Source organism: Gramella sp. MAR_2010_147 (genome assembly GCF_900105135.1).
In the GTDB taxonomy this organism is placed as follows: domain Bacteria; phylum Bacteroidota; class Bacteroidia; order Flavobacteriales; family Flavobacteriaceae; genus Christiangramia.
The window spans coordinates 705,481-727,272 of the sequence record NZ_LT629741.1 but is presented as its reverse complement, the minus strand read 5'-3'; the positions used below and the strand labels follow the sequence as shown (position 1 = coordinate 727,272).

At 36.4% G+C, this 21,792-nt stretch carries 22 protein-coding genes; 5 read left to right on the top strand and 17 right to left on the bottom strand.

The window, feature by feature from the left end:
• The 5 genes from BLT95_RS03180 to BLT95_RS03160 are packed head-to-tail and all read left to right on the top strand — an operon-like array spanning position 1 to position 4,171.
• On the top strand, positions 1 to 714 hold the full coding sequence (locus BLT95_RS03180; protein ID WP_089664692.1) for a 16S rRNA (uracil(1498)-N(3))-methyltransferase: 714 nt from the start codon (positions 1 to 3) through the stop codon (positions 712 to 714).
• A gap of 1 nt (position 715) precedes the next feature.
• On the top strand, positions 716 to 1,366 hold the full coding sequence (locus BLT95_RS03175; RefSeq protein WP_089664689.1) for a DUF4159 domain-containing protein: 651 nt from the start codon (positions 716 to 718) through the stop codon (positions 1,364 to 1,366).
• Complete coding sequence (locus BLT95_RS03170; protein ID WP_089664687.1) at positions 1,363 to 1,887, top strand: TrmH family RNA methyltransferase; 525 nt, start codon at positions 1,363 to 1,365, stop codon at positions 1,885 to 1,887. Before BLT95_RS03175 ends, BLT95_RS03170 begins: the two co-directional genes overlap by 4 nt.
• 12 nt (positions 1,888 to 1,899) lie before the next feature.
• Positions 1,900 to 2,988: an AI-2E family transporter gene (locus BLT95_RS03165; protein ID WP_089664686.1), complete on the top strand. Its 1,089-nt coding sequence runs from the start codon at positions 1,900 to 1,902 to the stop codon at positions 2,986 to 2,988.
• 1 nt (position 2,989) lies between these two features.
• The gene (locus BLT95_RS03160) at positions 2,990 to 4,171 is read left to right on the top strand and encodes a class I SAM-dependent methyltransferase (protein WP_089664684.1); all 1,182 of its coding nucleotides are present in this window, start codon (positions 2,990 to 2,992) and stop codon (positions 4,169 to 4,171) included.
• On the opposite strand, the gene BLT95_RS03155 is transcribed toward BLT95_RS03160, so the two are convergent.
• The 17 genes from BLT95_RS03155 to BLT95_RS03075 form a co-directional block, all read right to left on the bottom strand.
• Positions 4,172 to 5,446, bottom strand: coding sequence for an AMP-binding protein (locus BLT95_RS03155; protein WP_089664682.1), 1,275 nt, complete (start codon positions 5,444 to 5,446; stop codon positions 4,172 to 4,174).
• A 1-nt stretch (position 5,447) separates the two neighbouring features.
• The gene (locus BLT95_RS03150) at positions 5,448 to 7,109 is read right to left on the bottom strand and encodes a C45 family autoproteolytic acyltransferase/hydolase (RefSeq protein WP_089664680.1); all 1,662 of its coding nucleotides are present in this window, start codon (positions 7,107 to 7,109) and stop codon (positions 5,448 to 5,450) included.
• Positions 7,110 to 10,100: an MMPL family transporter gene (locus BLT95_RS03145; protein ID WP_089664678.1), complete on the bottom strand. Its 2,991-nt coding sequence runs from the start codon at positions 10,098 to 10,100 to the stop codon at positions 7,110 to 7,112.
• Positions 10,100 to 11,305, bottom strand: coding sequence for a DUF2062 domain-containing protein (locus tag BLT95_RS03140; protein ID WP_089664675.1), 1,206 nt, complete (start codon positions 11,303 to 11,305; stop codon positions 10,100 to 10,102). The genes BLT95_RS03145 and BLT95_RS03140 overlap by 1 nt, the downstream gene beginning before the upstream one ends.
• A gap of 62 nt (positions 11,306 to 11,367) precedes the next feature.
• Positions 11,368 to 11,733 carry a hydroxymyristoyl-ACP dehydratase gene (locus tag BLT95_RS03135; RefSeq protein ID WP_089664674.1) on the bottom strand — a complete coding sequence of 122 codons (366 nt, stop codon included), beginning with the start codon at positions 11,731 to 11,733 and terminating at the stop codon, positions 11,368 to 11,370.
• A gap of 28 nt (positions 11,734 to 11,761) precedes the next feature.
• The gene (locus BLT95_RS03130; protein WP_089664672.1) at positions 11,762 to 12,385 is read right to left on the bottom strand and encodes an outer membrane lipoprotein carrier protein LolA; all 624 of its coding nucleotides are present in this window, start codon (positions 12,383 to 12,385) and stop codon (positions 11,762 to 11,764) included.
• Entirely contained in the window at positions 12,372 to 13,142 is a 771-nt protein-coding gene (locus BLT95_RS03125) for a polysaccharide deacetylase family protein (RefSeq protein ID WP_089664669.1), read from the bottom strand. Before BLT95_RS03125 ends, BLT95_RS03130 begins: the two co-directional genes overlap by 14 nt.
• Positions 13,139 to 14,197: a beta-ketoacyl synthase chain length factor gene (locus BLT95_RS03120; RefSeq protein ID WP_089664667.1), complete on the bottom strand. Its 1,059-nt coding sequence runs from the start codon at positions 14,195 to 14,197 to the stop codon at positions 13,139 to 13,141. Before BLT95_RS03120 ends, BLT95_RS03125 begins: the two co-directional genes overlap by 4 nt.
• On the bottom strand, positions 14,190 to 15,374 hold the full coding sequence (locus BLT95_RS03115) for a beta-ketoacyl-[acyl-carrier-protein] synthase family protein (protein WP_089664665.1): 1,185 nt from the start codon (positions 15,372 to 15,374) through the stop codon (positions 14,190 to 14,192). The genes BLT95_RS03120 and BLT95_RS03115 overlap by 8 nt, the downstream gene beginning before the upstream one ends.
• Before the next feature lie 3 nt (positions 15,375 to 15,377).
• Positions 15,378 to 15,635, bottom strand: coding sequence for a phosphopantetheine-binding protein (locus tag BLT95_RS03110; protein ID WP_089664663.1), 258 nt, complete (start codon positions 15,633 to 15,635; stop codon positions 15,378 to 15,380).
• The gene (locus tag BLT95_RS03105; RefSeq protein WP_231896401.1) at positions 15,632 to 16,231 is read right to left on the bottom strand and encodes a 3-oxoacyl-ACP synthase; all 600 of its coding nucleotides are present in this window, start codon (positions 16,229 to 16,231) and stop codon (positions 15,632 to 15,634) included. Before BLT95_RS03105 ends, BLT95_RS03110 begins: the two co-directional genes overlap by 4 nt.
• Complete coding sequence (locus BLT95_RS03100) at positions 16,231 to 17,370, bottom strand: beta-ketoacyl synthase N-terminal-like domain-containing protein (RefSeq protein ID WP_089666829.1); 1,140 nt, start codon at positions 17,368 to 17,370, stop codon at positions 16,231 to 16,233. The genes BLT95_RS03105 and BLT95_RS03100 overlap by 1 nt, the downstream gene beginning before the upstream one ends.
• A complete protein-coding gene (locus BLT95_RS03095) occupies positions 17,367 to 17,789 on the bottom strand; it encodes a thioesterase family protein (RefSeq protein ID WP_089664660.1) in 423 nt (140 codons plus the stop codon). Before BLT95_RS03095 ends, BLT95_RS03100 begins: the two co-directional genes overlap by 4 nt.
• A complete protein-coding gene (locus BLT95_RS03090; protein ID WP_089666828.1) occupies positions 17,786 to 18,235 on the bottom strand; it encodes a hypothetical protein in 450 nt (149 codons plus the stop codon). The genes BLT95_RS03095 and BLT95_RS03090 overlap by 4 nt, the downstream gene beginning before the upstream one ends.
• Position 18,236: 1 nt before the next feature.
• The gene (locus BLT95_RS03085; protein ID WP_089664658.1) at positions 18,237 to 19,115 is read right to left on the bottom strand and encodes a lipid A biosynthesis acyltransferase; all 879 of its coding nucleotides are present in this window, start codon (positions 19,113 to 19,115) and stop codon (positions 18,237 to 18,239) included.
• 4 nt (positions 19,116 to 19,119) lie between these two features.
• Positions 19,120 to 19,851, bottom strand: coding sequence for a 3-oxoacyl-ACP reductase FabG (gene fabG, locus BLT95_RS03080; RefSeq protein WP_089664656.1), 732 nt, complete (start codon positions 19,849 to 19,851; stop codon positions 19,120 to 19,122).
• Between the two features lie 2 nt (positions 19,852 to 19,853).
• Positions 19,854 to 21,386 (bottom strand): aromatic amino acid ammonia-lyase, encoded by a 1,533-nt coding sequence (locus BLT95_RS03075; RefSeq protein WP_089664654.1) that lies wholly within the window; start codon positions 21,384 to 21,386, stop codon positions 19,854 to 19,856.
• Positions 21,387 to 21,792: the final 406 nt, after the last annotated feature.

The following is a 21,792-nucleotide window of genomic DNA, read 5'->3' as shown; positions in this document are numbered from 1 at the left end:
ATGCAGTTATTTTATAATCCTGATATCAAAGAAAAGGATACGCAAATTATATTTCAGCGGGACGAAAGCAAGCATATTGTAAAGGTGCTTCGGAAAAAAGAAGGTGATATTTTACATATCACCAATGGAAATGGCTTGTTATTCGATGCAGAGATTATAAAGGCAGATATAAAACAATGTCTTGCAAAAATTATTTCAGTAGAAAAACAACCGCCTCCACCCTACTATCTTCACATGATTGTAGCCCCTACAAAAATGAATGACAGGTTTGAGTGGTTTCTGGAAAAGGCAATGGAAATTGGGGTACATGAGATCACGCCTGTTATTTGCGATCACAGCGAACGGAAAGTCGTAAAATTGAATCGTTTTGAACGCGTTCTCCAAAGTGCCATGAAACAATCTTTACATTATCAAATGCCAATTTTGAACGAGCCTGTAAGTTTTTCAGATTTTATTGGTGAAAAAATTATAGGTTCAAAATATATTGCTCACTGTGAAGAAGAAACGGGAAAAGCCTATCTTCAGTCTAAAGTGAAACCTGAAGAAAATATTAATATTTTAATTGGACCGGAAGGTGATTTCAGCAAAAAGGAAATTTTAGCGGCACTGAAAAATAACTGGGTGGCAATAAGCTTGGGTGACAGTAGGTTGCGCACAGAGACTGCGGCAATAGTTGCATGCCATACTGTTGCAATTACCAATCAGAAATTATAAAATGCCAAAATTGAAAATCTCCATATTCATCTTTCTACTGAGCATTTCTTTCTTAAGTAATGCTCAGGAAATCGCTGTTTTAAAATATAGTGGTGGCGGTGACTGGTACTCCAATCCCACAGCCTTGCCTAATCTGATAGAATTCTGCAATGCCAATATCAATACTCAAATAAGTGCGAAACCGGAAACCGTAGAACCGGGCAGCACCGATATTTTTCAGTTTCCATTGGTACATATGACAGGTCATGGAAATGTAATATTCAGCGACCATGAAATTGAAAATCTGAGAAACTATCTTTTAAGTGGTGGTTTTCTTCACATCGATGATAATTATGGGATGAATGAATATGTTAGAAAAGAAATTAAAAAGATGTTTCCAGAGAAGGATTTTGTAGAATTACCTGCTAACCATCCCATTTTTTCATCTGCTTTTAATTTTCCTAATGGTCTTCCCAAAATCCATGAACACGATGCACTTGCTCCACAGGCATTTGGGATTATAGAAAACGACAGGCTCATTTTACTCTTTACTTTTGAAAGCGATCTTGGAGATGGGTGGGAAAGTCCCGAAGTTCATAATGATCCCGAGGAGGTACGCCAGAAAGCCTTGAAAATGGGTGCTAATATTATTAAATATGCCTTTGAAAATTGATTGATCAACTTACACATCACGAAACGTCTTTTCAAAAAAGAGAATTTCCAATCGTTCTTTTACTGGATAATATTACAGGGGAAGCAAACCTTGGCAGTACCTTCCGCCTGGCAGATGCTTTTGGAATTCAAAAAATAATCTTTTGTGGAAGTAAACCCAACATTGAAAGTAACAGGCTTAAACGCACTGCCAGAAATACTCATAAAACGGTCAACTTTGAATTTTTAGAGGATTCATCTCAAAGCATTAAAAATTTTAAAAATCAAGGCTTTAGAGCTATCGCAATAGAGATTACTTCCAAAAGTCAAAAAATTGAACATTTCAGTATAAAAGACAAAGAGAACATCCTTTTAATCGCTGGAAATGAACGTCATGGAATTAGCAAAGAGGCTCTAGAACATTGTGATGAACTATATCATATTGAAATGTATGGAGCAAACAGTAGTATGAATGTGGCACAATCTATAGGAATCGCGTTATACGAAATCACCAAAGCATTCAACAAGTTTGCTAAGAAATAATATATTTACGGCGTGAAAGCACATGATTTTGCAAATGGGATATTAAGAGCTACCGGTATCATGATTGGTATTGTGTTACTACTCTATTTTTTGTGGGAAATCCAATCGGTCATTATTTATGTAGCTATAGCTGGAGTTATCGCACTGATTGGCAGGCCTATCGTTATCTTTCTTCGTAATAAATTACGTTTACCCAATCAATTGGCCGTTATTACCGTTCTGGTACTGGTGCTAGCGATTTTTGTCGGAGTTATTTTTGTCTTTGTTCCAATTGTAATTGAGCAAAGTAAATATTTAGGACAAATAGATATTGAGGCATTTAAAAGCGATTTAAACGACCTTAATGATCAAATTAACAACTACCTCGGTATCGAGGAGATCAATATCATTGAAGGACTTAAGAGGAGTGAGTTTGTACGGAATTTCGATGTTAGTCTCATTCCACAGTTTTTAAATAACGTATTTGGAATCTTAGGCGCAACAATGGTAGCAGTCTTTTCTATCCTGTTTATTTCATTTTTTTTCCTGAAAGACAGTAAATTAATGCTGAATAGTATTCTTGTTTTTGCCAATCGCGGGGATGAACAAAAGTTCCAGCGAGTTTTTAACAAGATCAAAGTATTGTTATCCAGATATTTTGTTGGATTAACCATGCAAATAATCGTATTGTTTATTCTTTATACCATTTTGCTTTCAGTTTTTGAAATCAATAATCCAATCGCGATCGCCTTTATTTGTGCATTTCTAAACCTTGTTCCTTATTTAGGGCCTTTACTGGCGGGAATTTTAATGGCCTTATTTGTAATATCCAGTTTTCTGGGAGCAGATTTTAGCAGTATTATTTTACCAAGATTAATTTATGTTATGCTGGGATATGGAATTTGCCAGTTAATAGATAACTTTATTTCCCAACCTATGATTTTCGGGGCGAGTGTAAAATCACATCCACTGGAAATATTCCTTATTATTTTAATTGCCGGTTTAATGTTTGGAATTACAGGAATGGTGGTAGCAGTGCCTTTTTATACGGCTTTAAAAGTGATCGCTAAAGAATCACTTAGTGAATATAAGATCGTGAAAAGGCTAACCAGAGACATGTAGTATGTTGAACAAGGCCATCCTTGATCCCGAAGTTTCAAAATTCATCAGAGAGAATCGCAAGAAAGATCTACCAGGCCTTATTTTAAAAGGAAGTCCGTTTCAAGGGGTCAGTATCCAGGAAATTGCCATCCAGATCAATGGCATGAGAATAGCTGAAAAGAAACTTCCTGAGTTCTACCAAAACCTCGATATTCTTTATCCTCCTAAACTCAACTTAGAACAGACCTCTTCTGAAATAACAGCAAAATATAAAGCATCTATTATTCAGGGAAATACCGGAATAGATCTCACTGGCGGTCTTGGAGTAGATTCCTATTTTCTATCAAAGAATTTTGAACAATTTGATTATTGTGAAATCAATATGCCACTTGCCGAAATTGCCCGGCATAATTTTAAAGCGCTGAATGCTGAAAATATCACAGTTCATAATGGCGACGGACTTTCATTTTTGAAAGAGTCAGGAAAAAAGTTTGACTGGGTGTATGCAGACCCTGCCCGAAGGGATGATCATGGAGGAAAAGTTTTCAAATTTGATGATTGTGAACCAAACATTCCTGAAAATCTGGAAAGCATCTTTGAAAGATCGGAGAATTTACTACTGAAAAGCTCCCCTATTTTAGACATTACTGCTGGAATCAAAGAATTAAAGCATGTACGCGAAGTACATTTAGTCGCGGTTAGAAATGAGGTAAAAGAATTGCTCTGGGTTTTAAAAAAAGATCATGCAGAGAATCCCATTATCAAAACTATAAATTTTGAAAAGAATGAGATCCAGAAATTCCCTGAAGTAACTACTGAATCAAAGCGGGCAATTGAATTTGGTCTGCCTGAGAATTATCTATATGAACCCAATGCGGCTATCATGAAAAGTGGGTTATTCAATCTGGTGGGTATTAAAACCAACACAAAAAAAATTCATCAACATTCTCATTTGTATACTTCGTCAGAATTAAAAAATTTTCCAGGAAGAAAATTTAAAATCGAAGATATAAAGGAATATAAGGCATCTCACTTAAAGCAATACTTTAAGTTTAAAAAAGCCAATATTACTACTCGTAATTTCCCTGATTCTGTTGAAAATATTCGAAAAAAGTTCAAGATAAGGGAAGGCGGTAATGATTATATCTTCTTTACTACAAACCTGAACGATGAGAAGATAGTAATCTTCTGTAAAAAAATATAGTTATCTATAATCTCTGAAAATTTGAGGTTTTCTGCTTCCTTCTGGAAACTTTAAATACGAAATTTTTTCGATTTTCGTAGGTTGAATTTCCGGAGTTACATTTAGCTGTGATCTGAAATAATCCTTTAGTTCCTTAATCCTGATAAAGGTGTCTGGTACCCTCACTTGAACCTTGTCATTACCGAATTCATCCAGGCTGGCTTCGATCACATATGATTGAATTATATCATAATTATTCAATACTTCAATGATATGCTGAGGGTATAGACTAGTACCTTTTAATTTGATCTTTTGCTGTTTCCTGCCAATTACAGCGCTTAATTTCGTTGTATTTCGTCCGCAATTACAATTTGAATCATTGAAGGTCATCATATCGCCTGTTGCAAACCTCAATAAAGGCATGGTTTGAGTTCCAAGCGGGGTGACCACTAATTCGCCAACTTCTCCGGGTTTCACCTGTTGTCCCTTTTCATTAAGAATCTCTGTATAAATTAGATCTGCAAGAACGTGATTACCTTCATGTTCAGCACATTCAGTAAAGGCTGTAGACATTTCGGTAGATGCGTAAGTGGAAAATAATTCTATATTCCACTTTTCGGTGATCTTCTTGCCCAGTGCATTCAAATTAAAGTCCTGATCTCTTAAAGGCTCGCCGATACACACAGCCGCTTTTACAGAGGAATTTTTATAGTCTATATTATTTTTCTCTGCATATTTGATCAACTTAAGCAAAAAAGAGGGTACTGCCACAAGGTAATTCGGCATGAATCTGTTAATACTTTCCCATTGCAGTTGCGGCAATCCGCTACCAGTTCTTATAATTCCGGCTCCGAGTTTCCTTAAACCAAGAAAGTAAGCTAGCCCGGCCATAAACCTTCTATCCAGCGTAGTAGTGATCTGAACTTTATCAGATTTAGTTACTCCTGCCATTTGAAAGGATCGAAATTCATTTTCAGCTAGACGATCCAGATCGGCATCATTCAATGCAAAATTAACCGGACTTCCTAAAGTACCCGAAGTGGTCACAAAATCAATAATATCGGCCTCTGGCACCGCGATAAATTCTGAATTGTGTCGCTGAAGATCTTCTTTCGTGGTGACAGGTAATTTTTGAAGATCTTTAAAAGAACTAATTGCAGAAATATCAATAGAACGATCTTTAAACAATTGTCTATAATAAGGAGAATTTTCAGAAATATATTTCAGTTGCTTTTTCAGCAATGTCCATTGTTTAGTTTGGATAATTTTGAGATCCTGGAAATATAAATCGTTCATATTATAATTTTCGGTAACTTTTTTTGATCATTTTATCGATCATTTCAATATTTGGAAGTGTGGTAACTACACGCTTTTTAGCCTGCTTAAAATGGATTATAGCTTTACGAAAATCTCTTTTCTGAAAATAAATTTTCCCTGCCAAATACCAAGCCTCCCAGAAGTCAGGGTTTAACTGAATTAATTTTTGAGTAATTTCTTCTGAAATTTTTTTATCCTGTGAAATTTGATTTTCAACTTCAATTTTCAGCTTTCTGAATTCTTCATAATCCCGAAATAATTCTGATTCTAGAAATTCACTTGCCGGGATATTATTTTGAACACTCGCCACAGACCTTGAAACCAACCCGTTATCAAATTTGGTAAAAACTTCATCCAGATCATAGGCAACGAATTCTCCCATTTGATATGGATTTGAAGAAACCCATACTTTTCTTTCTTCAGGCCTAAAGACAATACCATGATGCGCCAGTAGCTGATTGATCGCCTTTTCATTTCCTAAACCTAAGTTTTCATTATTAAGCCCCTTCATATTCCTTAAAATAGCGACCGCTTTCTGCGGATCCAATTTTTCAGTATTTGAAATCAATTGCTGCATTCTATCATAACGGTATTTTGAATGACTTTCTTCAATGGTTTTCAAATTTCGGATATCCTCCAAATACGGCTCGCTTTGAAAATGATTGCTACAAATTAACTTATTAGAATTTTCAACTTCAAACACTCCAAAATCAGATGGTGAAACTTCAATTAAAATTGCCTTTTTTTCATCGCCACTTCCTACCATAATAGATTCTGAAACAAAGACTTCCCTTTTTCTGGCAATTTGAATAGCTTCAGTAGTACTGGATGCATATTGTAAAATTTCCCTGGCTACCAGGCTAATTGGTGTTTTTGCCATGAAAGGCATTTTAGATTTACCGGCATTAATGGTGACGGTGATCCCTTTTTCGTTCATTCCGCTTACTGCTCCAATCATTCCGCCCCAGGTGTACATCATAAATTTATTTCCTGTATCTGGATTCACAAAAGCCGCGATCTTTTGTTCTCCAAATTCATCACCCGCATAAAAATCAAAGTTCCTGCCTATTAATAATTCTCCATCTTTGGTTTTAGAATCCCAGGCAGCAAAAGAAGTGCAGCCTACCAGCATTAGATCCTGTAAAGCATGGCCAATATCGTGCGCCCCATGAAAATAAAGCATCCTTACATAAGCCGGGGCAAAATCGTTATAGCGTGCAAGTCCGTAACGAGAAACCCCGTAAATTTCCTGTTTGTATTCTTCTGGAACATGTAAATACATTTTTCGATTGAACCAGGAAACAACAGATTTTAGAAAACCTCTGTAATTATCTGAAGGGACCAACTCCTGGAGTTTATTCATAAAAGCAGTTTCCTGGTGGTGTATCAACTCCCGTGTAAGACTTCCGTTAGCCACTCCCCTTTCCAAGGCATCCCCTTCAAGGTAAAGTTCCCAAATTCCTTGTTTATTCTTAAAAAGCTGATTCCTGCCTAAACTATAGAAGTTCTCACTATGCTTAATTCGTGCGGTGCCTATAGACTGAATACCGGAAATATCAGGTCTCTCCTGCAGAGACCTTTTTACTCCGCAGGAAGCAAAGAATATCAACAAAAGCAATATAGAAAGTAACCTTATTTGCATTTATTCAGTTTTTCTTAGCACCAGGATATTATTCTGGCGGTAAACGATCTCAAAATTAAGATCCAGCAACCATCTATTGGGAAGGTCTGAGTCTATAAAGATCACCTTCTCAGCGCCTCGTTTTATCAAATCTCTAAGCTCCTTTTCCTCTTCTAAATTCCCATGAATCACATACACTTTAGTTTCCGGGATTTCTGCCAGATTATTATAAAACAGAATATCTGCTGTTCTGGCTCTTCCGGTACTCTTTGCAATGTTAAGTGAACGTACATCTGTTTCAAAAGCATGGATCCTGGAACTTTCAAATTTATAAGAAAGAAACAAGGCTAAAATTCCGTAACCGGAATTGATAACCGTAATATTCTCACCGTTTTCAATATACCTGCTTACACGCAGATTCTTTTCCCTTAGAAGTCTAAATTTTTTCTTGACCAGTAGGTAAGAAGATTTGTACCTGTAATTATCCAGGACCGCTCTTTTTTGATATAATTTTTCACTTTTGCTCTGACTAATTCTACCTCTAAAATCACTAAGCTTCTTTAGATAAAACGGCGCTCTTCCCTTGTCTGCTCTATTTAAAATCAATTTCCTGAAAATTCCTCGCTGTAGTACAAAACTGACTGATACTGCAGTAAGTACTCCAATAATGGAAATTACAGAAACAGATTTTAGTGCCGGGTGCTGAGCAAATATTAGTGCTCCCATCCCTAATAGTGTAGTAATTACTGAAATTAGGATTGAAGATTGATAGGTTTTCAACTCAGATTTTCCGGTTTCATATTCTTTTAAGCAGGCGTTGGTGATAAAAATGCTATAATCCAACCCTAAGCCGAAGATAAAAGTAGAAATGATAATATTGAGGATATTGAATTCAATTTCCAGCATAGCCATGATCCCTAACGCACACACCCACGTGATGGCAATGGGCAGCAAGGTAAAAAGGCTGATTTCAAGATTGCGATATGAAATAAGTAGTACAATGAAAACCGCCAAAACCGATATCATAATCAGTTTATTAAAATCTGCCCTCAGATTTCCCAAAAAACTCTGATTCATCGCTTTACGATCCAATGCAATGATTCCAGGTTCCTCCTTAAAGTTAGCAACGAATGCATCAGCTTTTTCTTCTTCCAGGCTAATTGTGCTTGTAACAATTGCGAGCTCCTGGCCTTCAGAAATAAAATCATCCAGATAAAGGGAACCGGCATTTTTAAAATCTTTGAGGCCTATAGTTTTAAAATTAGTATCCAGTTGATCATAGAATTTACTGAAGGTTTCAGGTTTAAAGCTATATCCTGAAGAAATCTCTAAAAGTTTTTGTCTCAAGCTATCCCTTTTTGAAACGGACCAGAAAGAATCCCATTTTTCAATCTTTTCAGCCTGGGTCGTTGTAGAATGTATCACTCCGCCAATACTGCTAAAATTATTTATTACTCCGTCATTTTCTAACTCCTTGAGTTTATGATATAGCCTGCTATTTTGTTGCAACGCTTCGTCTATAGAATTACCGTAAGCCACCATATAAACATTTTTTCCAGATGTTCCGGCAAGACCTTCCAGCTTATTTTCAAGCTCCTTGATCTCTGTGGGCTGATAATTTAATTTGGAGAGGTCACTATTAAACTCAACTTTATTAAAAAAGAAAAGTGAGATCACGAAGATGACCATTAGCGCTACCAGTAAAGACTTAACCCTGGAATAATCTATCGAAGCTATAATATCAAGAAAAGTAGTTCTTTGGGTTTTTTCAGATCCCGGAGCATATAACGACGGAATTATTATCAACGCGAAAATGGAAGAAAACAACACGCTAATAGCGGCAAAAATCCCTAAATCATTTAAGGCTTCACTTTTTACAAAAATCAGACATAGAAATGCAATCGCAGTGGTAGCACTACTCATCAAAACGGGTTTGGTAATATCGCCATATAAGTGTGCTATATCCCTGTTATTTCTGAAATGAGTTAGAATATGCAGGGCATAATCCAGTGTGATACCAAGTAATATCGCACCAATCCCTAATGAGATAGCAGAAACACTCCCTTTAAAAATACTTAGTAATGCAATAGCTGAAACCCCCGCCAGGACACTCGGTAAGAACAACAAAAGCGGTACATATATTTTTCTGTAGAAAAAAACGAGTAGCAATAAAAGCAAGCTTATTGCAATACTCATCGTTATTCGAATGTCTGTTTTAATACGATTGGCATTCGCCAGAGAATAAAGCACCCCTCCAAAATAAGTGGCATTTATAGAGACAAAATCCTTATTAAGGGTATTTACTGTTTCTTCCAGGGAATCCATGAACATTTCATTTTTATTCGTTTCAGAAGCGGGAAAAACCGGATCTAAGAACAAAATGATATGCTGCCTGTCTTTGGTAACTAGGTAATTCTTATAAATACTGAAGTTATCACCCACCTGTAATTCCTGAAGTTTTTCAAGACCTAAACTTGTAAAGCTAAGAGGGTCACTTAAAAAATAGTCCTTGGTAACAAAGCCTGTGGGCGACATTAACTGCCGGTAGCCAGATGCAATTCGATCATCTACACTATCTCGATAAAGTCTGTTTTCAATCTCTAAATAATCATCTTCATCTAGAAAAATCGGCAGATTCTCATAAACGAAATTATAGATCTGTTTAATATCCTTATCCGGGACTTTCCCTTTAATTTCAACTATATATTCTGAATAGTCATTTTCGAGAATCTTGGTCAACTTATTTGCGTAGATTACTAAAGAATCTGGAGTGACTTCTTCAGACTCTGCAGAAATACTTACGATAAGCTTATCTGAAAAATCTGATTCTTTTAAAACCTTTTTCAGCAATTCCTGTTCTTCACCTGCAGGAATCAGTTTTGTTATATCTTCTTCCAGATCGATGTTCCAGGCAAAAAAGGAAATGAACAGGATATATAATAAGAGGATTAAAAAACCAACAATCTTGTGGTTCTTCAAATAGTTATAAATATTGAGAAAAGCTCTTTGCATTAAGGTTTTACCACCTGCTTTTGGTTAAAGATCGAAAATAGAAAATAAAATACAATCCACAGGCTTATAGCCATTACAATCGCAAGAGCCATACTCCCCATTATGTATTGCCATAAGCCCATAAAAACATCTGTTCCGGTATCAAAATTTTGAAGTTTCAAGTCCCAATCAAAACCTTTTCCGGTGAGTAAAGAGCCAAACTGGAAACTGGCATAGATAATTATAGGAATAAAAGGGGGTATGCTTATATTAGAGAATAAGAAGGCTATAACCTTATTTAATTTGAAAACCGCAGCCAGGGTGAATACCAGAAGGGTATGCAAACCCCAAAACGGAGAAATTCCTACAAAAATGCCTAAAGCGATCGCTGCTGCTTTTTTATGAGGTGGTTCCTGACTCTTAATAATATCTTCCTTCCAGAATTTCTTGAAACCTTTATTTTTGAAATCCTGGTATTTATTTCTTGGGTGAATGTAAAAGAAGCTCACTAAAACAAACCACATATAAAGCAAAACAATACGCACAATATCCCAAAATGGTCTGAAATGGGATACCCTTTCCCCTTCCTGGTAAAGTACTTTAATTGGAATATTTTTTACTTCTGTTTTTCTCCAGGCGGCTTTTACCAGAACTTCAATTTCCAGCTCAAATTTCCAGGTAATGAGTTTCAGAGAGTTGATGAGTTGAACGGGATATAACCTGTACCCGCTTTGGGTGTCATGAAGTTCTATTCCGGTAACGACCAAAAACCAGAAATTTGAAAATCTGTTTCCTGTGCTGCTTTTACCGGGAATTCCATCACGCCCCATATTCCTGTCTCCAACCAGTAAAACCTCAGGATCTCCTGGTTGCCTGGATTCAAGTTCAGTAAGAAATACGTCGAGATCATCTGGATAATGCTGCCCGTCAGAATCTATCGTAATAGCATAATCATAGCTTAAATCTTCTGCAGATCGAAACCCGGTTTTAAGGGCCATGCCTTTCCCCTTGTTTTCTAAATGCTCTATATGGTGCAATTCCAGATGTGATTTCAGGATTTCCGAAGTATCATCAGTAGAGCCATCGTTTATAATGATGATCCTGTTCGTGTAAAGCTTAAGGTCGGCTAAAAAACTACCAAGGGACTGTGCGTTATTGTAGGTTGGTACAATCACACAGCAGTTAAGATCTTCAAATCTTTTCTGAAAAACCGGTTCTTTTTTCACCCTAAAATACTTTCCTGCAAAAGTATTATTTATTCAGAGAGGAACATAATAGAAAGGTAGAATTAGCAGGTTTTATAAAGAGAACTAATCTTCAGCACAATCCCATCCTTATTCTTTGCAACTCCTTTAAGTTTAATGAATTCTCCGGTTTCGGTTAAATTGGATTCAAGGATAAGCGCTGCGTCATGAGTAGGATCAAAAACTGCTGTAAATTTTACATTTTCGGCTCTTACCAGTTGAAGTTTCTTATCAAAGATTCTTTCAGCTTCCTCCTTAAACAACTGCATTAGCACTACTCCAGGAGTTACCGGCCTGCCAGGAAAGTGACCTTTATATATTTCATGATCCTTATTAACTTTTAAGGTTGTAATGGCATCATCTCCCGCCAGGGAAGTATTGGAAACTTTATAAAAGTCTTCTAAAATCATAGTTTAAATTTAGAAAAAGCAAGATACTTTAGTTTTGAAAAACTGAAGCGGGAATAGGCTGATTAATTTTAATATTCTCCATATTTATCTCGGTAAAATCCTCTGAAGGATCTATAAGTCTTATAGAATTAATAAGATGCTCTTCATTGAAACTAATCCAGATTTCTTTAAACATTTCCTTTAAATTTCCATCTTTAGGGACAATTAGCGCCTTTATATGCGCTCCAGAACGTTGATACGTGATATCAAAATCCTTATCGGCCATCAAAATTTTACCATTTACACTACCGGCAACCAACTTCCCCATTTTATTAAAAAGCTCATTTGACGAAAGATCGACTTCTGAAAATTGCCCTTCTTCCTTTATAAAAAGCTTAGAATCCTTAAATAAAAGCTGATATTGATAAGGTTTCATATATTCCCATTTCAGGGTATTCGGAAATCTATAGTACACTCTACCCTGACTTTCTGGGCTGCCATCCATCATTTTCATGTGTTTCTTCTGAGTGAATTCAGCCGAAAAACTTTTGATCTCACTGGATTTATCGAGGACGCTTGATTTAAAATCCTGCTTTTCAGCAGAACTCATCGCCCCATTTTGAGATAGCATACTAAGACTGAAAAGAAAAATGCAAATTTTAATTATACGCATGAATATCAAATAATTTATCAGCTCTTACTGTGCTGAAATTTTGTTGTTCTAAAATAACCAATAACTGTTCCAATATCACGGCAGTTTTTGGCAGATTATCATGTAAAAGAATTAGATCTCCCCGCTTAAGGTCTTTGGTGATCCTGTGAATGATTTTTTCCGGTGATTTGGTAATAGCATCATAAGGCCTCACATTCCAGCCGATCACCTTATGCCCCGTTTTTTCCAGCGCTTTCTTGGTCTTAGGATTAATGATCCCGAAGGGTGGTCTAAAAAGATTCATTTTAACACCTCCAAGTTTTGCCGCGACCTTATCACAGCGCTTTATTTCATCGATGATGGTTCTCGTAGGCAAAAAACCCATCTTGCGCGTATGAGAAAAGGTATGATTGCCAACAATATGTCCTCTCGCTATTATTTCTTTAAATATTTCAGGATATTTTTCAATATTGCTGCCAATGCAAAAAAATGTGGCTTTCACCTTAAACCGATCCAAGATCTCTAGAATTTCCAAAGTATTTTTTACAGGCCCGTCATCAAAACTTATGGCAACAGCATTTTCAGGATAATCAGGGTTCCGGTTATATGCATTCACGAAGAAATTTAACTGAACATTGGTTGAAAGTACCAGTATAAGAAGTATATAGACAATAGCGATCAAAAGCAGCGGCCAGAAAGACCATATTCCCTGATAATACAGCGCTATTGTGAAGACTGCCGCAACTGCAAAAACAGATTTAATAAGCTTAAAGATCAAAGGCTTTGTAAAAGAATTAGTCCGTGGTTTTTCCCCAGGTATTGATTATATATCAAAATATTTCGGGGATTAGCGCAATTTAAGGTATTCAATTTAAAAATATCAGAAATTTTCTTTTCCTTCAGGATTCGTGAAGCAAGTATTAATGCATAAGAAGAAACCGAATTGTTCTCTCCAATCAAATGTTTGTAAGCCACATGACATTTATCTGAAAATATACTATCCTGCAATTCTTTGTAATAATGATCAAACCTGGCATCTCCATTATTTCCCAATACGACTACATCTATTTCTGAAACCGAAGTATTGTTTCTTTTTAAGAACCGATCGATTTCTTGGGTAATATTGGATACTTCTAAAGAATTTAAAATTGCTGCATCTTTTAATTCACAATAAGAATTATCAGTTATCTCAGAACTCAAAGAAAAAAAAGCGGCAGATTCTGAAATTATCGTACCAGAAGTTTCAGAGCTCAATAGTTCCAGGTTATTAATATTTTCTGTTTTAATCTGCGCATCCAGCCTTTGAAAACCAGTAAATTTATTAGAGATTTCATCCACACCACCAACCAGAACATGCTTTATATTTTCATCTTCCAGTTGTAGTAATCCATCAATTAGTGCACTTTCAAAAGAAACAGCATTCTGGGTAAAGGTCATGTTGTATCCCTTACATTTTAAATCCAATGCGATCTGTCCCGCAACTGTATTGTGAGTAGACTGAATGAAAGAGGTAGGGCTTAATAAGCCTTCTTCAGAATCCAGCATATTCATCATGAACTTTTCAGTATCCTGTAAGCATCCCTGACCTGTTCCTACAATAATAGCATCTGGTAATTCTACACCAGCCTCCAACAGAGCTTTTTTAGAACAAAAAAGTCCCATTTTCACAGCTTTAGACATTCTGCGAAGCATCATGGGTTTTATTTGAGACTTATAATCGACTTCTATAGCCGGCATAATATTTTCCTCATATTCCGTTAAGTTCCCATCCTCGAAAATATTTTCATACTGGGGAGAGATCGACGATATTCCATTGATATAGGCTCTATGCATCTTTATGAAATATTAAAGAGGTGCAATTTCCGCCAAATCCAAAAGAGTTGGAGAGTACTGTATTGATATTGGTTTTTAGAACATTAGTGACCGGAATTAATCCAGTTTCGGTCATTTTAGCATTAAAATTCAAATTAGGATAGATTTCTCCATGATTAATTGAGAGGAGGCTGAAAATTGCTTCCAACGCACCTGCTGCTCCCAGGGTATGGCCGGTAAATCCTTTCGTAGAACTGAAATTTGGAACAATATTACCAAAAACTCTATTTAAAGCTATACTTTCTGAAAGATCGTTATTCTGTGTTCCTGTCCCATGGGCATTGACATAATCAATTTCCATAGTTGATATTTTAGCTTTTTTTAAAGCTTTTGAAATCGCCTGGAACGCACCTTCTCCATCCTCAGATGAAGCAGTTTGATGGAAAGCATCGTTGGCATTCCCGTAACCAATGATTTTTCCCATAATATCCTTCTTTCCTATACAATCTTCGGCTTCTAGCAACAAATAGGCTGCGGCTTCCCCAAGATTTAATCCGTTACGATTATTATCAAAAGGGCAGTTTTTATCCTCAGAAAGAATTTTAAGTGAATTGAATCCGTTCAAGGTGAATTTCGTCAAACAATCTGTTCCTCCAACGATCACTCGTTTAAATTTTCCCGACTCTATCATTCTGGCACCCATCATAATGGCATTTGCAGAAGAAGAACATGCAGTACTAATTGTGGTAACGAAGCCTTTCAGACCAAAATATTCTGCTATTTTTTCCGTAGTAAATCCGGGATGTTGCGCCTGAATATATTTCCTGAATTCCGACTTATCCTTAAAATCGTAGAAATGTTGTTCGGTTTTATCAATTCCACCAACGCTGGTTCCCGAAATCAATCCCATGTCTTCAGGAAATTCATCAAAACCAGAAGTTTTAAGTAATTCTCTGATCGCGTGAATACCGATCAAAGCAGCGCGCGTACAGGAGTGATCTTTAGGTAAATTCAGAATTTCACTCAACTCTGAATCACTTAATTTGATCTCTCCAACCGGTAAATTTGTATGATTAGTTGAAAGGATTTCCGGGTATGAAATTCCGTCCTTTCCATTTTTGAGAGATAAAAGCGTTTGGTCAATGTTTCCGCCAATTGCAGAAGTTATTCCCATTCCGGTAACGGCAACGCCTCCCATAAATTATTTAGTGCGGTTTTTTTCAATATATTCGGCCATACTATTTATGGAATTAAAGATCTCTTTTCCCTGGTTCGGGTCATTGAGTTTAATACCATAATCCTTTTCCAGAAGCACGATCAATTCAAGGGCATCTATACTATCCAAACCCAGGCCATCTCCAAAAAGATGCTCGTCATTCTTAATTTCGCTAACCTCCATATCTTCGAGGTTAAGTTGTTCAATAATACTTTTTTTTAATTCGGTATGCAGGTCACTCATGTAGGTAAGTATAATTTCTTTAGCTCCTCTTCGTTAAAATCGGTTCCGCCGCCAGGGGCAATTTGCCACAAAAATACATCATATTCATTATTGTGCAAGTTCACCCACCCACAAAGCAAGTTTTCGGCTTTTTTCTGTTGAAATAAAGCGGTGCAATAATTAATAAACAAACCGGGATCGAAAGCTTCGGAAATAAAAAAACAGTTTTCAGATTTCAGTTGATGACGAATACTGATTTCTCCTAACATTATATTTGGTAAGGTATAAACGAAAAGAGAGGGCGAAGGAAAATCTTTCAGGCTCTCTGCAAAAGCAGTATCAGTTTCCAGGCTTGAGGCTGAATTTGCAAAAACCAGTGCGGTCTCTTTATTTTGAATATTTCCGTTAGTCAATAATTCTACACCCAGATATCCCAATTTAGAAAGGCTATCCATTTTAAAGAATTTTGGATAGTTCAGGTTTTGTTCTTTATAAATCTCTTTTAAAAATTTGTTTAGATTCAAATCACGATCTACCTGAAAAACCAATTCTCCGTTCTTAAAAACTTTTGAATCCCGAATCTTTACTGAGTTCTGTATGAAAAGTTCGCTGCTCATCAACTTTCCTTTTTTAGTAACATCGCAAGATTACAACCTCCAAAGCCAGAAGCTGTTTTTAAGGCTAATTTTAAATCTTTTTGCTGATTTTTCTGAATGATATTTAATTCTTTGGAAACTCCAGATTCTGTAAAATTATGGGATGTAAGCAGTTCATTATTAAGCAAACTATGTTTTGTTAGAATACTTTCTATTAAAGCTGAAGTTCCCAGGGTATGCCCGAAATATCCTTTAAAACTATTGATCGGAACATTTTCCAGACTGGCACGATGAAAAGCATGTGATTCCATTTCATCATTATAAAGGGTGGCCGTACCATGAGCAGACAAATAATCTACTTCAGAATTCTCAATATCACTTCTCTTTAATAGCCTGGAGATACTTTGAAATAATCCTTCTCCGGTTTTACTGGGACCTGAAATATGATTGGCATCATTAGCTGTAATGGCATCAATATATCTTACCTTATCTAAGTTGTTAGATTTATCTGGCCCAATTAAAACTGCTGCAGCGGCTTCACCCAGGCTCACTCCTTTTCTATCATTTGAAAATGGCCGGCAGGGTTCAGGACTAATGGCTTGAAAAGACTGAAAGCCTGAAAGAACAAATTCTGAAACCAGGTCTCCACCGGCTACTATAGCATTTTCAAATCTTCCAGTTTCAATAAAATCATTCGCAGTTTTAATAGCCAGTGCACCGGAAATACAGGCATTGGAAATTAGGATTGGCTTTTGTTTGAATCCGAAAAAATCGCCTACAACTTCGGCCATTTTCCAGAGATATAATCTATCTGAAGGGAATTCATTTTTATTTAACTGATCAATATTTCCTTTAGTCGTGGAAATGATCAATCCAGTTTTATTGAAATCTATTGAACGAGCATTATCAAGAACCTGATGAACTGCTAGAATTAGTAACTTTTCAAGTTTGGTATATTGTGAAGGCTCGCCAATCTTATTAAATTTCTCATCGATCAATGCCTGCTCGATCAAACCGGCGTAATATCCATTTTGAAAAACGCTTAAATTAGTATGCAATTTAAGAGCTGATTCAGAATTACGAATCGCTTTAAGATTTGCTTCCGTGCTAAAACCAATCGGGGAAATTATAGAATCATGTAGAAGATAGTTCCTGCTCATTTTATCAATCCCATTTTCTTTTTCCAATCTAAGAAAAACGGTGGATTGATCAGAACCAATTCTGAATTTTTATCGGTAAAAACCTGAACGGTTTTACCGGTACAGATTAATTTCTCTGAACAAAATATCTGGTATTTAAAAATGATCTTTGCTGCTTCAGTATTTACAAAGTGAGTCTCTACTTCAAATTCATCCCCATACTGTAGCGGAAGTTTGTGCTCGCATTCCGTTTTCACAATGGGCATTGTAAATCCATTATTTTTAGCATCCAGATAAGAAATTCCATGCTTTTTACTGAATGCTTCTCTGGCTTCTTCAAAATACTTGAAATAATTGCCATGCCATACGATCTGTAAAGGATCGCATTCATGAAACCGAACTTTTAATTTTGTAGTGGTTTTCAATGTAGAATTACTCATTCAACAGTTACGGTTTTCATTTCTGAGGTCGCAATTACCTCTCCCCTTTCATTTTCAGTTCTGGCAGATACTGAAGTTACATTCATGATCTCATGCAAAATTTCTACGTAGGTTTTCAACTTTTCACCAACTTCAGGCAATCCAAAAATTTCTACCGTTTTAATCACGCCAATAAAGCCAGTTTTCGGTTTTGTTTGTCCGCTAAGCGAACCCTGATAACCTCTATGCAAAGACATGCTTTGGGCCATATGTTCTATCAATCCACTTTCCGCGAGTTTATTTTGGTCCAGCATTACACTTTCCTTCGGAATTGTAAAACCGGTAACTCCCGTTAAATTTGTGTATTCATAAAGAGTATCCACAAAAACGAAAGGTTCTTTCTGCGGAATAAGGTTGATAATTTCCTCGTGTGAGGTAATTGGATGATGTAAAAGATTTTCTGCCATTTTAACTAAAATCATTCCAGTAATCGTAGTAATTATACCACTGATGAGGATATTTTTTTACCATTTTTTCAAGATCGTCAAGATAAGATTTTAAAAGTTCCCGTGCAGTAAAGTCTTTAGGTTTATATGGTCTCGCATAAAAATGATAATGAAAATTCTTCTCTCGCATTAAATGGACAAAAAGTACAGGAATCTTATTTCTCCCCGCAAGTTTAAATGGGCCTTGAGGAAATTTCACCTGTTCGCCCAGAAATTCCGCTTTATAGGTTTTGGAATGTTTTAAATACCTGTCGGCTGCAAATACAAGAAGTTGATTATTAGCAAGGGCTTCTTTCATTTTAAAGATATGGCTTAGATCGTCTTTTAGAACTATGATTCTGACTTCTGAAGTACCGGTCACAGATTCTAAATACCTCTTGATCTGCTGATGTTCAAAATCTGTCACCACAAGATTCACAACGGCCTGCGAATGTCGTTCTTCAAAAAAATGTTTAGCCAGATTAAAATTGCCAATATGAGCGGTAAGCAGAATTCCTCCTTTATTCTGCGGTAAAAGATTATCAATATGTTCTACACCATCAAATTCAAAGGTGAATTTATGTTTTAAGCCACTGGTAATTGCAATTCGATCAAGCTGAATCCTTCCAAAGGTAAAATAGCTTTTGTACACGCTAAAAGCGGCGCTCATTCGAGAATAGCCGAGTCTTTTTCTGAAGAGGTAATAGGTGCTTCTGGTAGAATTAAAAGAAAAAAAGATAAAATATAAGGCAACAAAAAGGAGTATGAAATATGCCGAATAAAGTCCGGTCTTTTTTATAATCTGCACGTAAATTTTGAAGCCTAAAAGGGTGCCTCGGGATTGTCCTCTCCAGGTTGCCATAACATTAAGAATATAAACCCCCGTTGATATTGATCACCTCCCCGGTGATATAAGAAGATTTCTCTGAAGCAAGAAAACTCACCAGGTTGGCTACCTCTTCAGCTTCACCAAAGCGATTTAAGGGAATATGCTTTTTAAACTCATTTTCATCAAAATCTTTGGTCATATCAGACTGAATAAATCCCGGAGCTACTGCATTTACCGTAACTTTCCTTTTTCCAATTTCCTGGGCCAGCGCTTTTGTTGCTGCGATCACCGCTCCTTTTGCTGCTGAATAATTTACCTGCCCCGGGTTTCCTTTTAATCCTGAAAGAGAAACGATGTTGATGACTCTTCCAAAACGCGCTTTCAGCATATCTTTTAATACTGCCTGAGTAAGATTGTAAAAACCCTGCAAGCTTGTATCAATTACAGAATTCCACGCTTCTTTATTGGTGAAAATAAACAGACCATCATTAGTGATTCCAGCATTATTAACAAGGATTTCGATCTTAGCATCGGGATTTTCAGACTTCCATTTTCCCAAAGATTCCTGAGTTGAATCACTATCTGCAACATTAAATTTTAAGATGCTGCATTTCAGTCCAGTTTTCTCTATTTCACGCTGAGCAGCTTCAGCAGCCTCCGTATTGGAATGATAATTTAAAAGGATGTTATACTGCAATTCTTCAGCAAGTTTCAAGCATATCGCTTTGCCTATTCCTCTGGAGCCGCCTGTAACCAATGCATACTTCATAACTAATAAGCTTCGTTATTTTTCAAATATTGTTTGAGCTTATTCATCTCTTTATATAAAGGTCGATCTTCTTTTATCTTTGGAATGAGCTGTCTTAAATCCTTTATTTTTGATCTTGTCGCTGAAGATAATTTATCATCAAAATCTAAGTAATAGAGGGCCTGGACAATGGTAGCAACTTCTGTTGCGAGCACCTCAAAACTGTTATCTATTACCTTTCTGGTCATATTCGCTGCATTTGCGCCCATACTCACAATATCCTGATTATCGTTATTATTGGGAATACTATGAACATACATAGAATTGGAAAGCGTCTGATTTTCAGCAGTCGTAGAAACTGCCGTAAACTGAGCTCCCTGCATTCCGAAATTTAGTCCCAATTTTCCCATATTTATAAATGGTGGAAGAATATCGTTAAGTTTCGCATTTAAAAGATAATTGAGTTGCCTTTCAGCCAGCATGGAGGTTTTTGTAATTGCCAGCCGTACTTTATCCATTTCAAGAGAGACATAATCACCGTGAAAATTTCCGCCATGGTAAACATGTTTGGTCTCCACATCAATTATAGGATTGTCATTCGCTGAATTCACCTCTTCCATCAATATTTTCAGGGAGGTCTCCAGAGTATCTGAAACAGGTCCCAGAATTTGCGGAACACATCTCAAACTATAATATTCCTGAACCTTTTCCTTGAAAAATGTATTTTTATCGGCGCCATTTGAATACAAATGCTCATCCCTATCCCGAGTGAGTTTTGAGTCGGCCAGATGATTTCTCATATCCCTGGCTATCCTTTGCTGGCCGGGATGAAGTTTGGATGCATTTAATTCTTCTGAAAGATGATCATCATAAGCTTCTACAATTTCGTTAATTACCGCACTACAATAAACTGCCCAGCTTAACAGGCGTTTTGAGTAAATTAGGTTTACAATGCCAATACCTGTCATGGCAGAAGTACCATTCATGACGGCCAATCCTTCCCTGATTTTAATTTTAGCCGGTTGAATTTTGAGTTCCCTAAAAACCAATTTAGTATCCCTGCGTTCTCCCTGGTAGATAACCTCCCCTTCTCCAATAAGTACCAGAGCCAAATGAGCTAACTGAACCAGATCTCCGGAAGCTCCTACACCGCCATGTTCAAATATAACAGGAATTACATCTTTATTAATTAAAGCAATAAGTGTCTCAGCTACAGATTTATGAATACCCGATTTTCCCAGACATAAAGTATTCAACCGGGCAAGCATCAGCGCTTTTACATAAAGGGGCTCCATCAATGCACCCGCGCCAGATGAATGACTTCTAATAAGATTTAACTGTAATTTGATCTTATCATCATCATCGATCCTGTATTGCGCCATAGGGCCAAAGCCGGTGTTAACACCATATATGATCTTATTCTGAGAAAAATTCTTTAAAAATTCAAAACTTGAATCAAGTCTTTTAAGAGTGGCCTCACCCAGTTCAATCTTCTCATTTTCAAAAAGAACATGGTAAAAATCAGAAAATTCAAGTGCATTATCTAAATTCAGCATATACCGTTTCTGCTAGTAATTATAGGTTTGGGATCGCTGTTAAAGCTTTTAACAAATGTAGCATAATTAATAGAAAACATACTTAAAGATCGTCGTTGATATTTCAACATAAAAAGCGAGAGGTGCCATTATCTCATTATATTTTAAGCGAAGTTAAATACAACCTTAACAGATATCTTCAAGTTTAAATAATGGTTAGATATATCTGATGAAATAAATAATTCAAATGTAGAACCATACATTTGATTATGATTAGTATTGAACGATTAGGTGCAGTAGATTTTTATATATAAACATCTGGCCAGAAATCTTACTAATCATTTTGCTAATATCTCACGAAAAGTCCTGACAATCTAGTCGGGACTTTTCATTTAGTTTTATTCCCAGTTTCTATTTAAGTTTGCTC

Excerpts from the sequence above, each read along its gene's own strand:
- BLT95_RS03180 (WP_089664692.1), top strand. The coding sequence starts at position 1 with ATGCAGTTATTTTATAATCCTGATATCAAAGAAAAGGATACGCAAATT.
- BLT95_RS03175 (WP_089664689.1), top strand. The coding sequence starts at position 716 with ATGCCAAAATTGAAAATCTCCATATTCATCTTTCTACTGAGCATTTCT.
- BLT95_RS03160 (WP_089664684.1), top strand. The coding sequence starts at position 2,990 with ATGTTGAACAAGGCCATCCTTGATCCCGAAGTTTCAAAATTCATCAGA.
- BLT95_RS03155 (WP_089664682.1), bottom strand. The coding sequence starts at position 5,446 with ATGAACGATTTATATTTCCAGGATCTCAAAATTATCCAAACTAAACAA.
- BLT95_RS03150 (WP_089664680.1), bottom strand. The coding sequence starts at position 7,109 with ATGCAAATAAGGTTACTTTCTATATTGCTTTTGTTGATATTCTTTGCT.
- BLT95_RS03145 (WP_089664678.1), bottom strand. The coding sequence starts at position 10,100 with ATGCAAAGAGCTTTTCTCAATATTTATAACTATTTGAAGAACCACAAG.
- BLT95_RS03135 (WP_089664674.1), bottom strand. The coding sequence starts at position 11,733 with ATGATTTTAGAAGACTTTTATAAAGTTTCCAATACTTCCCTGGCGGGA.
- BLT95_RS03130 (WP_089664672.1), bottom strand. The coding sequence starts at position 12,385 with ATGCGTATAATTAAAATTTGCATTTTTCTTTTCAGTCTTAGTATGCTA.
- BLT95_RS03120 (WP_089664667.1), bottom strand. The coding sequence starts at position 14,197 with ATGCATAGAGCCTATATCAATGGAATATCGTCGATCTCTCCCCAGTAT.
- BLT95_RS03115 (WP_089664665.1), bottom strand. The coding sequence starts at position 15,374 with ATGGGAGGCGTTGCCGTTACCGGAATGGGAATAACTTCTGCAATTGGC.
- BLT95_RS03110 (WP_089664663.1), bottom strand. The coding sequence starts at position 15,635 with ATGAGTGACCTGCATACCGAATTAAAAAAAAGTATTATTGAACAACTT.
- BLT95_RS03105 (WP_231896401.1), bottom strand. The coding sequence starts at position 16,231 with ATGAGCAGCGAACTTTTCATACAGAACTCAGTAAAGATTCGGGATTCA.
- BLT95_RS03100 (WP_089666829.1), bottom strand. The coding sequence starts at position 17,370 with ATGAGCAGGAACTATCTTCTACATGATTCTATAATTTCCCCGATTGGT.
- BLT95_RS03095 (WP_089664660.1), bottom strand. The coding sequence starts at position 17,789 with ATGAGTAATTCTACATTGAAAACCACTACAAAATTAAAAGTTCGGTTT.
- BLT95_RS03090 (WP_089666828.1), bottom strand. The coding sequence starts at position 18,235 with ATGGCAGAAAATCTTTTACATCATCCAATTACCTCACACGAGGAAATT.
- BLT95_RS03085 (WP_089664658.1), bottom strand. The coding sequence starts at position 19,115 with ATGGCAACCTGGAGAGGACAATCCCGAGGCACCCTTTTAGGCTTCAAA.
- fabG (WP_089664656.1), bottom strand. The coding sequence starts at position 19,851 with ATGAAGTATGCATTGGTTACAGGCGGCTCCAGAGGAATAGGCAAAGCG.
- BLT95_RS03075 (WP_089664654.1), bottom strand. The coding sequence starts at position 21,386 with ATGCTGAATTTAGATAATGCACTTGAATTTTCTGATTTTTACCATGTT.